This is a genomic window from Zhongshania sp. (assembly GCF_047636175.1).
GTDB lineage: Bacteria > Pseudomonadota > Gammaproteobacteria > Pseudomonadales > Spongiibacteraceae > Spongiibacter.
Window position 1 is genome coordinate 73,792 of the sequence record NZ_JBLIKC010000009.1, and the last position, 14,106, is coordinate 87,897.

Consider the following 14,106-nt stretch of genomic DNA (forward strand, 5'->3'; position numbering starts at 1 on the left):
GTTTCATCACTCAGGCAATACCAATACGTCTTTATACTTATCGCTGCCACTTTGATGACGCAGGCGTTGAAAAATCAGTAAGTCTGTCTGTCTAGGACATTGCCGCGGTGGTGAATATTAAGACCTCAGCACACCCTTAGCTAAAGAGAACTAATATAACCTTAAGCCACTGAATCTATTCAAACTCACTATGGCGGAAAATATAAGCTTATGGAAAACGCCAAACTAATCAGGGACTCACAAGAGTTGGTTCTTATCGGCGGCGGTCACGCTCACGTCTTTGTCCTCAAGCTGTGGGGTTTAAATCCACTAGTAGGAGTAAAGATCACGTTGATATCCTCCCAGCAACAAACCCCATACTCCGGCATGCTGCCAGGCCTCGTCGCCGGCCATTACACGGCACCAGACGCTCACATTGATTTAGTCGAGCTCTGTAAATTTGCGGGTGCGACGTTTATTCAACACAGTGTGACCGGGATTAATCTTGAGGCAAAAGAGCTACAAATAAATGATAGTGAGCAGCCCATCAAGTTTGACTTATTATCTATAAACAGCGGTATCACTCCTGACTTGGACATTGCCGGCGCCAAGGAATTTTCTACGGCGGTAAAGCCTATTAGTGAGTTCTACCCACGCTGGCAACATATCCTGCAAGAACTCAGCAATACCAGCACGGAAAAATCTATCGCGGTAGTCGGCGGTGGCGCTGCCGGCGTCGAGCTAGTTTTAGCGATGCAGTATGCTATATCTGAATGTCGGGACGTCAAAGTCCCGGTAAAACTGCAGCTGGTATATCGCGGTGAGGAGCCATTATTAAATTTTCCGTTCCGCATTCGCAAGCGAGTTCTCTCGGCATTATCAAATGCAGATATTCAACTTAAGAAAAACTGTGATGTTACGAAATTAAGTCTCGGCACAATACATTGCGATGCAATGCCAATCATAAAAAGCGATCATATATTTTGGTGTACAAACGCAAACGCTGCCGCATGGCCTAAGAAATCTGGACTGGAGACCGATAAGCGCGGTTTTATTAGCGTCAATGACACCCTGCAATCTCGTAGCCATGACTTTGTTTTTGCCGCCGGAGACATTGCTCAGCAATACAATAACCCAAGACCCCACGCCGGTGTTTTTGCTGTTAGGCAGGGCCCCGTGCTGTTTCGAAATTTACAGAATAAATTAAAAAACCAGCCCCTGGAATCACATCGTCCGCAGCGCCATTTTTTAGGGATACTCGCCCTTGGCGATAAATACGCTATCGCCCATCGACGATTTTGGCCAGCCTTGCGCGGGAGCTGGGTGTGGCGGTGGAAAGACGCCATAGACCGCCGCTTTATGGCAAAATTTTCTGACCTGGATGGATAGCGAAGATATTAACCGACATCCTGTATCAATCGCTTAAACCTCCGCGATCATTAGGCTTCGGTGGATGAGGCACTGTTTACAGTGCCGCTTTTTTTGCCTTTTCGGCATCCCCTGATTTATCCGTAATAGTTTTATTGGAATCATCATTTCCTAAGCCAATCCGCCATAAGCGACCATCGCAAATTGCGTAATTTATGCAGTTACTCATACAACCCCTACATGGCAGTCGAGCCGATGTATCGTTCATAACCCTTCCCTTATATCAGAATATAATTCAGTACTCATCGGCTTTATTTTCCAAAATTAGTAATTTGATCAGAAAAAAACGCTCTATTATTGAGCCTAACTACGGCCTTCTTACACCAGCCCCATATCGCTCTAGCCCACTAAATCTATCAATGCAGGTCTTAACTTATTAAATTTAAAAACAAAGCCTCGGTTCAAGAGTGTTTGCGGTAATACTTTTTGACTATCCAAAAGCAGACTTGAGGCTTCTCCCAACAGCAAGCGTAAGACTATTTTAGGCATGGGGAAAATCGCCATACGATGTAAAGTCTTGGCGAGTACTTGAGTGAAAACCATATTCTTTTCAGCATTCGGCGCAACGAGGTTTACCGGCCCGGAAATATTCGTTTCGTTTAGCAGAAAGTGGATGGCGTTGATGTGGTCAAGATAATGAATCCACGCCATATATTGCTGCCCAGAACTAATACGACCACCTAAACCACACTTAAAAGGCAGCAGCATTTTTGCCAACGCTCCCCCCTGTGCGGATAAGACAATACCGGTTCGAAGTAAAACCACACGAGTATAAGGCTCTGCCTGCTTGGCGATGCTCTCCCAGCGCTGGCACAACATAGTCGAAAAATCACGCTCGGCTATAGAAGACACTTCAGTTAAGGACTCATCCCCGCGGTCTCCATAAACTCCAATGGCGGAACCACTGATAAAGACCTTGGGCGGCATCTTGCTGTGAGCGAATAGTTGAACCAGCTCCTCAGTAATCTGCCAGCGACTTTGACAGATCTGGTCTTTCTGCTGGTCGCTCCAGCGCTTACCAATGATGGGCTCACCGGCGAGATTAATAACAGCGTCAAATTCATCTAAATTGTGAAGGTTAGCGAGGGAGTCAATATATTTGACCGACGCAGGCAAGATCGATTTTGCCTTGCCAATAGCTCGGGTAAGCACAGTAAATTCAAAACCCTCTGCACTGCTTATCAATGCCGAGCCAATCAAGCCTGTTCCACCTGTTATTAATACCTTCATCACACTCCTCCCGTGTGAGCGTATAGCCACCGCTATCTGACTTAGCTGCACTCGATATTTCTTGAAACGCGATATATAGCTCTTCATCGTGTGCAGACTACTGCCTGCCACACTAGGTCAAACCGTCGCTGATTCTGTTACGTAGATAAGCGGTAATTGGATATTTGAACGTTCAAAAATATCCCTGCCGGATTTATGCTTAGACGGATCAAGCATTCTGTAGATAGCATAGCAGATTAAAATACCAAGGCATTAAATAAGAAAAATATTGAGGGAGGACTGCCGGACGATAGGCGGCATTTAGTTGTGTTCACCCTCAAACTAGAGAAAGCATGAAGGTGAAAAATAGGCCCCTGGCGCGCCCTAAGCTTATACCGCCAGCATTGAGGTCAAAGCTGCGCAGGTCATTAGTGAATTTAGACTGGATATTGCTGAGTAACTAGATCAACACTAGGGAGAAAAACACCAACACGCCAAGTCCGCTAAGTAACAGAGTTTTGCCTCTATACATGGGCGACATCCACCCCAGATACAAACCGCTCAACATGATCAACACCAAGCCCAGCGCAAATATTTTCTGCATCACCACATAGATTGCAGGGCCGTGGCCTTTATGAAGCTCCATCACAATGGCCTGCAAATTAGGATTAAGCTCTTCAACCTCAACACCGGTATCTGTTTGTCTCAAGGTATAATTTACTCGACTTGAAGGGCGGGTATTAAAACTGTCACCGCGAGCCCGCACCTCTTCAATCCGAGCATCGATGATATTGAGGGAAGCTAATAACGCCGCCACATCGGCCTTGAGTGTCTCACTGTCAGCATCAAGGCGCGCGCCAGTAATCTGCCCAACCATCGTGCTGCTTGTTTCGCCCTTGTAATCAAGTAGATACAATCCACCTGACACCGCCATAATAATGACGATAGGTGAGAAAAAAGCTGCTAGGTACAGATGAACAGATACAAATAGTTTGCGCGACATCAGGCGATACTCTCAGCAGTGAAAATAGTCTTGAATTATCGCTGTTTACTCGCTCACTTGCACCCATACCTCGCAAAAAATTCATCGCGAAAACGGGTTTAAAATGCGTATTGCCAGCCAATATTTAGTGCCGAGTGAACTTCCATTTGTGGACCATCCAATTCCTGATAAAACGGCACACTGTATTCCAACGCCAAGCGCTGGCCCTTCAAGCTACCAGCGGTGAACAAGTAATTTGTGCCAATGGCAATATCACTGCGCTCACCACCTTGAGCATTAGGATCGGCGGTAGGCACCATCATTGGATTTAATTCAGGGTTGCGGCCGTCGATATTATCCCAACTGCTGTGCTTAAGTCGCAGAGAACTACTTAGCGACGGCGACCAGCTGCGCGCCACCCATGCATTAAGCTCGTATCTGTCACCCAGCGTGTAATCATTGTCATTTTCCGAAAGCCGATGAGTCATCATTAACTGTGCGCCCCAATTATACTGGCTCGAATAGGCTTGATAGCTTATTCCCGGTAACAAGTCATAGGTGCCCGAACCCAACTGCATAGGGTAAGGCAATAAGGCCTTGTTCATGGCTGGGGTGTCGTCGCGCTCATCGATCGAGCCGGTGGGCAAGCTTAGGCCAAGGTTGAGGTGCAAGCGATGACGCCGATCAAGCGAATGATAGACATTGACCAGAGCGCTCACTTTTAGGTCGCCCACTCCCTCTGACTCCGTTGTAAACATGGCCCCCATCCGGGTCACATGGTCCATTTCATTTTTTAGCAAAGGCAGCATCACCATCAAAGTGACCTTGTTATTTGGCGCATACATAGCCCCAAACATATGCATATCCATGGTCATTTTGCGCGGCGCCACCATATACGGCCCGGGATTCATCATGGTGCCCGTAATCTGGCTGGCAGAACGCGTTTGGCTACCATCAAGATTGCCATCCATCTCCATGCGCATAAAGCGATAGGACACCATCCACTCACCGGCCTTGTGGGTGTGATCTCCCATGACGCCGAGCGGCGCGTGCGATATTGCGCCAGACGCCAATGGCGCACTATTAGCAGATTCGTGGGCCAACAACGATGACGAAGCAAGAAATGCCATCACAATGAGAGTCTTGCGCATACAGCGTGCCTTTTTGGTCAATGGTATTAAGGATGGCAAGTGTAACAAGCCGGTGCCGCGGGGAGGATGCGACAAAGTGTCGCATCAAGGTTTCGGCGCTACTCACAAGACATGCGTATAATTGAAATTCGATAACACACTGAATAGATTTGCGATCCGACATGGCATCACAAAAAACCAACTTAAACCCTAACACCGCTAATCTACGGGGCCTCTGCATTATTAGAAGCCTAGTGATTGCGGGACAGTTCGGCGCGGTGCTCTACGCTGAATCCCAGCTAGGTTGGCTACTACCTTATGTGATGCTCAAGCTGCTACTCGGTGCCATTTGGGTATTTGCACTATTCAGTTGGTGGCGTAGTTTTCGCAGTTGGCCGGTGACTGATATCGAGTTATTCGTCCACTTGTGCGTCGACATTATTGGTTTTAGTGCCGTGCTCTATTTCTCAGGCGGCGCGAACAATCCCTTTATTTCTTACTTGTTGGTGCCCCTGTGTATTTCTGCTGCAACATTACCATGGGCCTATGCTTGGACCTTGAGCGCGCTGGCGTCATTATCCTATAGCCTTCTATTATTTTTCTTCATTCCTCTTGAGGCGGTATCGCCACTTCATCACCAGCACAGCATGGCGCCAAATACCCACATATTAGGCATGTGGGCGAGTTTTCTGGTCAGCGCCCTCCTTATTAGCTATTTCGTATTTAAAATGGCGCATCGCCTGCGCCAACGCGAGAACGAGTTAGCACTTAGCCGGGAACATCGGCTTCAGGATGAACAATTGCTCGCGGTTGCCACCCTCGCTGCTGGGACGGCCCATGAACTTGCTACGCCGCTTTCAACGATGAAAGTGCTACTTCAAGATTTAGCCGACCAAGAAGATCCAGACCAGGCCGGCGACATTTATTTACTTGAGCAGCAACTTGATCAGTGCAAAAACATTCTGACTAAATTAGTAATCACCGCTCGCGACCTTAGCGAAGGTGAATTTATCACTGTTCACGCCGGGCAATATTTGGCGGAATTAATAGCGCGCTGGCAAATCTTGCGCCCCGACTGCGAACTCCTTACCGCCATCGACGATGATACCGCCGCCATCGCGCTGCATCTCGACGGTACCGTTGCCCAAGCTATACTTAATTTATTAAACAATGCCGCCGATGTCTGCCCTGACAAGATACACATGAAACTACACCACACGGATAGTGAACTGATATTTGCTATTAAGGATCGCGGCCCAGGCATTAACCCTGAGCAAGCGGCCATGCTGACCAAGGCCTTTGTTAGCACTAAAGGTAAGGGCCGAGGTTTAGGTTTATTTCTGAGCAACGCAACCGCTAATCGCTACGGCGGCACTTTAAGCTGGCAGCAACGCGAGGGCGGCGGCAGCCGCGTAGAGCTGCGGTTGCCGCTAAATAAAGTACAGAGGCAGGTATGAGCCAAAACGGAGAAAAGTTTTTATTAGTTGACGATGATGTCACCTTTGGCACCATTCTAAGTCGCTCACTGGAACGCCGAGGATATGTGGTTGCTGTCGCGCATAGCGTAGATGAAGCACTGTTGCGCTGCGACGACTTCACGCCCGATAAGGCCGTAATCGATTTGAAGTTGGAAACACGTTCGGGGCTTAGTCTTATTCCGATGTTGCGCCAGCGTTTCCCGCAGCTGCGCATGATTGTTCTCACTGGTTATTCCAGCATTGCCACCACGGTAGACGCCATTAAAATGGGCGCCGAAAATTATTTACAAAAACCCGCAGGAACGAGGGAAATTCTCTCAGCTTTTGATGGCAATACCGTGAATAGCGATGACCCGGTCGACACCCTTAGCCCCCCTTCTCTGGATCGCATAGAGTGGGAACATATCCAGCGGATACTGAGCGAGAACGCCGGCAATATTTCTGAAACCGCCCGTCAACTAGGTATGCATCGACGGACCTTGCAACGCAAATTGCAAAAACGCCCGGTTAAGTCATAAAGCACTATAAATAGACTTCTTCAGACCAAAAAAAACCGCACTGCAAAACAGTGCGGTTTCTATATCATAAAACTATAAATCTACTGAGTTAGGCCCGGGTCAATCTGAATAACTCGAACATTCCCCGTTTTCGCATTCGCGACCGCTAGATAGGCGCTGCCATCCAGGAAGAACGCCGTAATACCATCTGCGCCGTACTCGCCAACATCCGCCACTTCCTCACGTTTATTGACGTACTGAACAAACTGCACACCCAGCGGAGAGGTAATGTCGTAAACCGCAATGCCGCCAGTACGCTCAAGACTTACAAAGGCGTATATCCGGCTTAGGCTAGACAACAGGGCGAGACCCTTGGGCTTAGCGCCACTTTCATCGCTGCCCTGATCGCCGTCGTTAAAACCACTAGCCGCGATAGCTTGGGTAACTTTGGCTAGATCGGATCCAGAGTCATACATCAATTCTCCGTCTTCATTCCATATGGAGAATGAACGTCCACCAAAGGCAGAAATCTGGTCGATGTCGCCATCGTTATCGGTATCGCCGGATTTAGTGCTAACAATTAAGCGGCCTAACTGATCGCTATCTTGTGCCGCCAAAAAGCTTGGATTCGCAGTATCAATACTGGGCTTACCGCCAACACCATCGAGCTCCTGCGCTTGCACCGCTTCAGTAAACGCAGTGTTCGCTCTTACCTTACCTTCATTCGCAGTCACAAAATAATTCTTATTGCCAAAGCGGTAAGCGGAAATACCATCTGGCTGATACAGGCCATAAACGCCATCCCATGTGCGAATGTCGATGTTGCCATTATCATTTACATCTAGCTCATTGCCGGCAACGCCAAAGTTTTTGCTTCCAAGAGCAACAATGCGGTCGATACTAAGACTAGCTAAGTCGATAACCGCCACGGCATTATTTTCTTGCAGGGTCACAAATAGCTTTCTGTTATCCAGTGACACCGCTATATGCTCTGGCTCTAAATCTTGGGCAACCGACGGGTCATTTGCACCAAAAATCCGCACACCAGCGTCTAATGCTTCACTACCACCGACATTAAAATCTTCAAACCCGATAGTGGTGATCGTTGGCACGTCAACACCGTCTGAAATATCTATCACGGTGACAGAACCAACAGGGTCAACGCTGTAGTCGTCACTAGGAACGCCCTCATTGGCTACCAAAATACGATTGGACAAAAGCCCAAACACTAGCATTTTAGGTGTCGCACCGACGTCGTAGGTGCTGACCAAACTCAGATCCTCAAGGGCGTATAGCGCAACAATACCGTTGGCTTGGGGATTAGCATTATCAATCGCCACCGCCACATAATTATTGCCAACCGCCACCCATTTAGGCGTGCCGATACTAATGCCCGCATCATTCGCTGCGACCGTTAGGTTTAGCTGGCTAAGGCTAGTAGGCGGTGTAAGCGGAGTGGAAATATCCCAAACATCGACCACGTTGGCCTGATTATTTACCACAAACATCTGACCGTTAATGCTGTCGGTAGCCACTGAAGTGGCTGCATTGGCACCACTGATGGCATCATCGCGCGCATAAGACGCGGAATCTACATAGTCTAGCGATGGCGCTACTGGCGGTGCAGCTTGCACCACAAACGCGCCGATAGGCACAACGGCAGCAATACTCGCATCACCATAAATACCGTACTGGTTATCATTGAGTAGCACTGCGAAGTTAGTATCCAGCAAGGCCATCGCCTCAATGTTTTCAGCTAATGGATCGATAGTGCTAGGCAGCGGCATAGTAAGTGAATCGAAGCCCAATTGCTTAGTGGCAAACTTGATGTCAGCCGGGCTTTCCTGTTGCTCCAAGCTCGGCACAGTATCGACCAAATCGAAATTGGTACCAAGAATATTGGTAGCATTAGCAAGGTTAATTCGGAAGTACTTGCTAATGGTTTTCGCCTGCTCGACAACGACCAGGTAATCTTCAGCGAGGGCAACGGCTTCATTAATCGTTACAACATTCTGGTCGAGAAAATCTCCGTTGCCGTCGAGATCACCAGTATTAGTGGATTTGATTCCGAAATTTGACGCAGGATCGAGACGGTACAAATATTCGCCGACCATCGCGCTTGGTGTGCCGTCGCTATTAAGCTCAATTTTACCAATACGCACTATCCGAGAGCTGTCGGCGCTCGCATTGTCAGGATTCGCCAGCGGACTCTGCATAATAAAATACAAATACACATTATCTGGAGTTACCGCCAAGGCTTCGATACCGCGACCCGTCTTACGACGGGAAAAAATACCCGGTAAAATACTGTCACTAACCACGTAATTTGCGCCGCCGAGGTCATTGGCCTCACCCGCTGGAACTTGTCGCTGCAAAACTCGACCATCTTCATCGACGAGCAGCAAACTTGGGCCATTTTCCTCGGCAATCCAATATTTGCCATTGTCGAGTTTGACCAACGCCTCTGGATCAATGCCATTTGCCGATGCCGCTAACTCAGCGCCGTCAGGCCCAAAGGCTTTTTCATTACTTGAATTACTAAACGTATTTGGCAAGCCGTTCAGAGCCTGTCCGCTGCTATCACCCTTTAAGGTGATAACTTCCGTTTGCTCCAGTTTCAATTCAGTGCCGACACCACTGAGCTGCCACTTAACAATCTTAGGGGTATAGGTCGGTATCGCAAAAATCGAACCGCTATTGGCGCCGCAGAAATTGCTCACCCCAATGGCTGTCTGGCTATCAGCACAGTCAATGGTCGGGCCGCGATCGCTAATAGTGTAAAACACATTATTCGATTCACTGATAGGGCGAAATGCGCCGCTGCCAAAGTTCTCAGTAAGGTCTAGCGTTGAACCGCCAGTAAATGACACCGCCGCCAAACTTTCAGTGATAGTAAACTGCCTAGAATTGGGCTCAGTACCGGAGAATCCCGACGAGTTATTATTACTACCACCGCAGGCCGCAAGCGTCGCGATACCTATGGCGAGCGACAGCATCTTAATGCTGCACGTGGAAGTCTGCGGTTCAAAAAAAGTCATCAATAGCGTCCCATTTTGCAAATACAGTCAGCACAAACGTGCGCCGGAGCTTAAGCATAGTGGCCAGACAATCCGGCCGTCATTAGCTTCTTTGTCATTAAAACAAAAAGGCGCAACCGCGCGCCTTTTCTTACTTGCCATTAAGACAGCTGAGACCGTCCCTTATTCGCTGCAATCCGCAGGCGTAAGGCATTAAGCTTTATAAAGCCTTCTGCGTCTTTTTGATTATATGCGCCAGCATCATCTTCAAAGGTCGCAATCGCTTCGTCAAACAATGAATTATCTGACTTGCGACCCACTACGACCACATTGCCCTTGTAGAGTTTCAGGCGAACAATCCCGTTCACAAAATCCTGCGACTCATCAATGGCAGCCTGCAGCATGCGACGCTCGGGGCTGAACCAATAACCGTTATAGATCAATTTGGCGTAGCGTGGCATCAATTCATCTTTTAAATGCGCCGCTTCGCGATCTAAAGTAATCGACTCGATTGCCCGGTGAGCGCGCAGCATAATGGTGCCGCCCGGTGTTTCATAGCAACCACGTGACTTCATTCCCACATAGCGGTTTTCAACGAGGTCTAAACGACCGATACCGTTATCACCACCAATTTTATTCAGGGTCTCCAACATAGTAGCCGGGCTCAATGCCTCGCCATTAAATGTCACTGGATCGCCTTTTTGATAACCAATTTCAATATAAGTCGGCGTATCTGGCGCCGCTTCAGGGCTTACGCTCCAACGCCACATATCTTCTTCCGGCTCCCAGAATGGGTCTTCCAGCTTGCCACCCTCGTAGGAAATATGAAGTAAATTAGCATCCATTGAATAGGGCGACTTTTTAGTTTTGCCGGCAAAATCCACTGGAATATCGCGTTCTGCACAATACGCCATCAGGGTTTCGCGTGAGGTTAGATCCCACTCGCGCCAAGGCGCAATCACTTTAATACCCGGTTTCAACGAGTATGCGGCCAACTCAAAACGGACCTGATCATTACCTTTACCCGTCGCACCGTGAGAAATCGCATCGGCACCAGTCTCATTGGCAATCTCAATCAGTCGCTTGGCGATCAGTGGCCGAGCAATAGAGGTACCAAGCAAATACTCCCCCTCATAAATCGCATTAGCGCGAAACATGGGGTAGACAAAATCACGCACATACTCTTCGCGAAGGTCATCAATATAGATTTCTTGCACACCAAGTGCCTTGGCTTTGGCGCGGGCGGGTTCAACTTCCTCGCCTTGACCTATATCGGCGGTAAACGTTACCACCTCACACTTATAGGTATCTTGCAGCCACCTGACAATAACCGAGGTATCGAGGCCACCTGAATAGGCCAACACAACCTTGTTGATATCCGACATTACACACTCCGCTGAAGCCCCACATAACGCCATGCCTGCGGGATGAAAAAAGAGCGCCATTTTACCGGTCTTTGCGCCGCCGCGCCATGCCACGTTAAAAGACCTGCAATATACCCGTAATCAAGCCAAATTAGAGAGATAATAACTATTGACGCGGCAATCATCAGCGTAAAAAATAGCAAGCATTGCAATCCGCCACGGAAGCCCGCCTACCAGTGTTAGAAATCATTGATGTTTCGCGTCGTTTTGGCGACTTTGTGGCTTTAAACAAAGTAAATTTGCACATTCGGTCGGGTGAGTTTTTCACTCTACTCGGCCCCTCGGGTTGCGGTAAAACCACGCTGTTACGGCTCATTGCCGGTTTCGACCAAGCTGACCAAGGCGAAATTTTGCTGGACGGTAAACCCATCACCGCACTGATGCCTGAGCAGCGCCCAATACACACCGTTTTCCAGAGCTACGCCCTGTTCCCCCACATGACCGTTGCCGAAAATATCGCCTTTCCGCTGCGCATGGCCAATATAGCCAAACCGGATATCAATTTAATGGTGCGCAACATTCTCGAAGACGTTCGGCTACCTGACAAGATTAATCACTATCCGGACGAACTCTCCGGTGGCCAGAAACAGCGTATTGCTATCGCCCGCGCCTTGGTAAATCGGCCACGACTATTACTACTGGATGAGCCACTGTCAGCTTTGGACGCTAAGCTGCGCGAACAAATGCAGATCGAACTTATCAATTTACAAAAAGAAGTGGGCATCACCTTCGTTTACGTCACCCACGATCAAGGCGAGGCGCTGGCGCTCTCCCACCGCATTGCCGTAATGAATAAAGGTGAAATCAGTCAAATTGATGAGCCCTCCATACTCTATAGCTGCCCAGATAACCGCTTTGTGGCGGACTTTATCGGTCATTGCAATCTACTTGATGCCACAGTCATCAGCGTTGGCGACCAAAACCTGCGCATTTCAATCCAGGGGCTGGGTGAATTGGACGCTTGCACCAATCCTGAAATCACACTCTCGCCGGGGGATTCCTGCGCTCTCACGCTGCGGCCTGAAAAGATTCGCTTGGCCGCACAGTTGGATGCTGCCACCGGAGAAGCCCAGTTCAGTGGCCGCGTGCACGATATGTTGTATTTAGGCGACGTCACGGTTTATATCATTGAACTGGCCAACGGCGTTTTAATTGAAGCCATGCTCGCCAATGACGCACCCGGTCGCACGCGCCTTTTCGACAGCGGCGATGCCGTTCAAATTGCCTGGCGCACGGACGCCGGCCATCTGGTGCCTTAGCCAGTGAACACGCTGAGTACCAAGACCATAAGCCGCGGCGATCGCCTTACTCGCGCTTTACTGTCTCTACCACCGGGACTTTATCTGCTATTGTTTTTCGCTGTCCCCAGCCTGATGATGCTATTTGCTTCATTCCGCTTTCCCGGCGAATACGGCGGTCTAGCGCCTTGGTATTACATTGACGATGGCGGCGTTACCCTCGACTTCACGCTAGAGAATTGGCAGCGCCTATTTGAGTCTGATATTTATCTGAGCCTACTGATAAAATCGCTCACCTACGCACTGATCACGACCCTAATTTGCCTTGCAATGGCCTACCCTCTAGCGCTCATGATTGCTCGCAGTAACAAACGCTACCGCGACTTATTACTACTATTAGTGATACTCCCCTTCTGGAGTAATTTTTTGGTGCGGATTTACGCATGGATGATTATTTTCAGTCCGCAGGGCGCACTTACTATCGGATTGAACACCCTTATGAGCAGTCTGGGGATGGAACCCATTACCCTGATGTTCAGTAACACGGCCGTTATAACCTGCTTAGTTTATGTCCATCTTCCGTTTATGATTTTGCCTTTGTACGCGAATTTGGAAAAACACGACCATCGCCTATTGGAAGCGGCACAAGACCTTGGAGCCAATCGGTTTAAATGCTTCTGGCTAATTACCTGGCCGTTATCACTACCCGGCATCTACGCAGGCGCAGTATTGGTATTTATCCCGTCATTAGGTATTTTTGCGATTCCCGATCTACTCGGCGGTACCAACGGCATAATGATTGGCAATGTGATTAAACAGCAATTTGTAGAATCTCGCGACTGGCCGTTCGGTAGCGTACTCTCGCTGGTTCTGACTGCTATCACGCTGTTATTGGTGCTTTTAGCCGCTAAGTTAGGTCGCCCTCCAGGAGAGAGCAATGGTAAAAAGTAATGCCCATCCCAGCAAAATACTGCGCAGCGTTGGCACCTTGGTTTACCTGTTTTTGTACCTGCCACTTGTGGTGGTTGTGGTGTTTTCATTTAACGACTCTAAACTCAACGCCGAGTGGGTGGGGTTTACGTGGAAGTGGTATGAAAAGTTATTGGCAAACGGTGACATTCTTCACGCGGCTGCTAACTCGCTCATCATCGCCAGTATCAGCGCCCTCATTGCAACCATATTAGGCACCTTAGCTGGCCTCTCTATTTATCGCTTCCGACAGAAATGGCTGTCGGCGCTAGTCCTTGGCCCCATCGCAATGCCCGACATTTTAATCGGTATCAGCCTGCTACTTATGTTTATTCTGTTCAACGTGACCCTGGGGATGACTTCCGTCATTCTTGCCCATGTCAGTTTTTGCATCGGCTTTGTCGCACTGGCCGTGCAATCTCGACTGTCAGGCATGGATCAAAGCCTAGTTGAGGCCGCTCGCGACCTTGGCGCAACGCCATTGCAAGCCTTTCGGCTCATCAGTCTGCCATTGCTAAAGCCCGGCATCATTGCGGGCGGCATGATGGCGTTTACACTTTCTATTGACGATTTTGTCATTACGTTTTTTACTGCGGGTGTTGGCAGCTCAACCTTGCCACTGGAGATCTATTCGATGGTGAAAATTGCTGTCACACCTGAAGTCAACGCGGTGTCGACCCTGCTAATGCTGGTCACGCTTATTCTTATCACAGCGCTCTCCCGAATCTCACCAATGGTGTTGAGACAATAAGCCC

General features: G+C 48.9%; 12 protein-coding genes. 6 read left to right on the forward strand and 6 right to left on the reverse strand.

What is annotated here, in order from left to right; all coding sequences use genetic code 11:
- Window positions 1-210 precede the first annotated feature (210 nt).
- Window positions 211-1,368 carry an FAD-dependent oxidoreductase gene (locus ACI955_RS07170; RefSeq protein WP_415243054.1) on the forward strand — a complete coding sequence of 386 codons (1,158 nt, stop codon included), beginning with the start codon at window positions 211-213 and terminating at the stop codon, window positions 1,366-1,368.
- A gap of 76 nt (window positions 1,369-1,444) precedes the next feature.
- Here ACI955_RS07170 and ACI955_RS07175 read toward each other — a convergent pair whose 3' ends face one another.
- The 4 genes from ACI955_RS07175 to ACI955_RS07190 form a co-directional block, all read right to left on the reverse strand.
- Window positions 1,445-1,576 carry a hypothetical protein gene (locus tag ACI955_RS07175; RefSeq protein WP_415243055.1) on the reverse strand — a complete coding sequence of 44 codons (132 nt, stop codon included), beginning with the start codon at window positions 1,574-1,576 and terminating at the stop codon, window positions 1,445-1,447.
- A 170-nt stretch (window positions 1,577-1,746) separates the two neighbouring features.
- A complete protein-coding gene (locus ACI955_RS07180) occupies window positions 1,747-2,637 on the reverse strand; it encodes a TIGR01777 family oxidoreductase (protein WP_415243056.1) in 891 nt (296 codons plus the stop codon).
- Between the two features lie 439 nt (window positions 2,638-3,076).
- The gene (locus ACI955_RS07185) at window positions 3,077-3,619 is read right to left on the reverse strand and encodes a PepSY domain-containing protein (RefSeq protein WP_415243057.1); all 543 of its coding nucleotides are present in this window, start codon (window positions 3,617-3,619) and stop codon (window positions 3,077-3,079) included.
- Window positions 3,620-3,717: 98 nt separating this feature from the next.
- Window positions 3,718-4,749, reverse strand: a complete 1,032-nt coding sequence (locus ACI955_RS07190; protein ID WP_415243058.1) for a transporter — start codon at window positions 4,747-4,749, stop codon at window positions 3,718-3,720.
- 161 nt (window positions 4,750-4,910) lie between these two features.
- Between ACI955_RS07190 and ACI955_RS07195 the strand changes: the two genes are divergently transcribed.
- Window positions 4,911-6,185, forward strand: a complete 1,275-nt coding sequence (locus ACI955_RS07195; protein WP_415243059.1) for an ATP-binding protein — start codon at window positions 4,911-4,913, stop codon at window positions 6,183-6,185.
- The gene (locus tag ACI955_RS07200; RefSeq protein WP_415243060.1) at window positions 6,182-6,724 is read left to right on the forward strand and encodes a response regulator transcription factor; all 543 of its coding nucleotides are present in this window, start codon (window positions 6,182-6,184) and stop codon (window positions 6,722-6,724) included. Before ACI955_RS07195 ends, ACI955_RS07200 begins: the two co-directional genes overlap by 4 nt.
- Window positions 6,725-6,804: 80 nt before the next feature.
- On the opposite strand, the gene ACI955_RS07205 is transcribed toward ACI955_RS07200, so the two are convergent.
- Both ACI955_RS07205 and ACI955_RS07210 read right to left on the reverse strand, forming a co-directional pair.
- Entirely contained in the window at window positions 6,805-9,741 is a 2,937-nt protein-coding gene (locus tag ACI955_RS07205) for a choice-of-anchor I family protein (RefSeq protein WP_415243061.1), read from the reverse strand.
- 140 nt (window positions 9,742-9,881) lie between these two features.
- Entirely contained in the window at window positions 9,882-11,105 is a 1,224-nt protein-coding gene (locus tag ACI955_RS07210; protein ID WP_415243062.1) for an argininosuccinate synthase, read from the reverse strand.
- A 215-nt stretch (window positions 11,106-11,320) separates the two neighbouring features.
- Between ACI955_RS07210 and ACI955_RS07215 the strand changes: the two genes are divergently transcribed.
- The 3 genes from ACI955_RS07215 to ACI955_RS07225 are packed head-to-tail and all read left to right on the forward strand — an operon-like array spanning window position 11,321 to window position 14,102.
- Window positions 11,321-12,403: an ABC transporter ATP-binding protein gene (locus ACI955_RS07215; RefSeq protein ID WP_415243063.1), complete on the forward strand. Its 1,083-nt coding sequence runs from the start codon at window positions 11,321-11,323 to the stop codon at window positions 12,401-12,403.
- A gap of 3 nt (window positions 12,404-12,406) precedes the next feature.
- On the forward strand, window positions 12,407-13,333 hold the full coding sequence (locus ACI955_RS07220) for an ABC transporter permease (protein ID WP_415243064.1): 927 nt from the start codon (window positions 12,407-12,409) through the stop codon (window positions 13,331-13,333).
- A complete protein-coding gene (locus tag ACI955_RS07225) occupies window positions 13,320-14,102 on the forward strand; it encodes an ABC transporter permease (protein WP_415243065.1) in 783 nt (260 codons plus the stop codon). Before ACI955_RS07220 ends, ACI955_RS07225 begins: the two co-directional genes overlap by 14 nt.
- The last annotated feature ends 4 nt before the right edge of the window (window positions 14,103-14,106 follow it).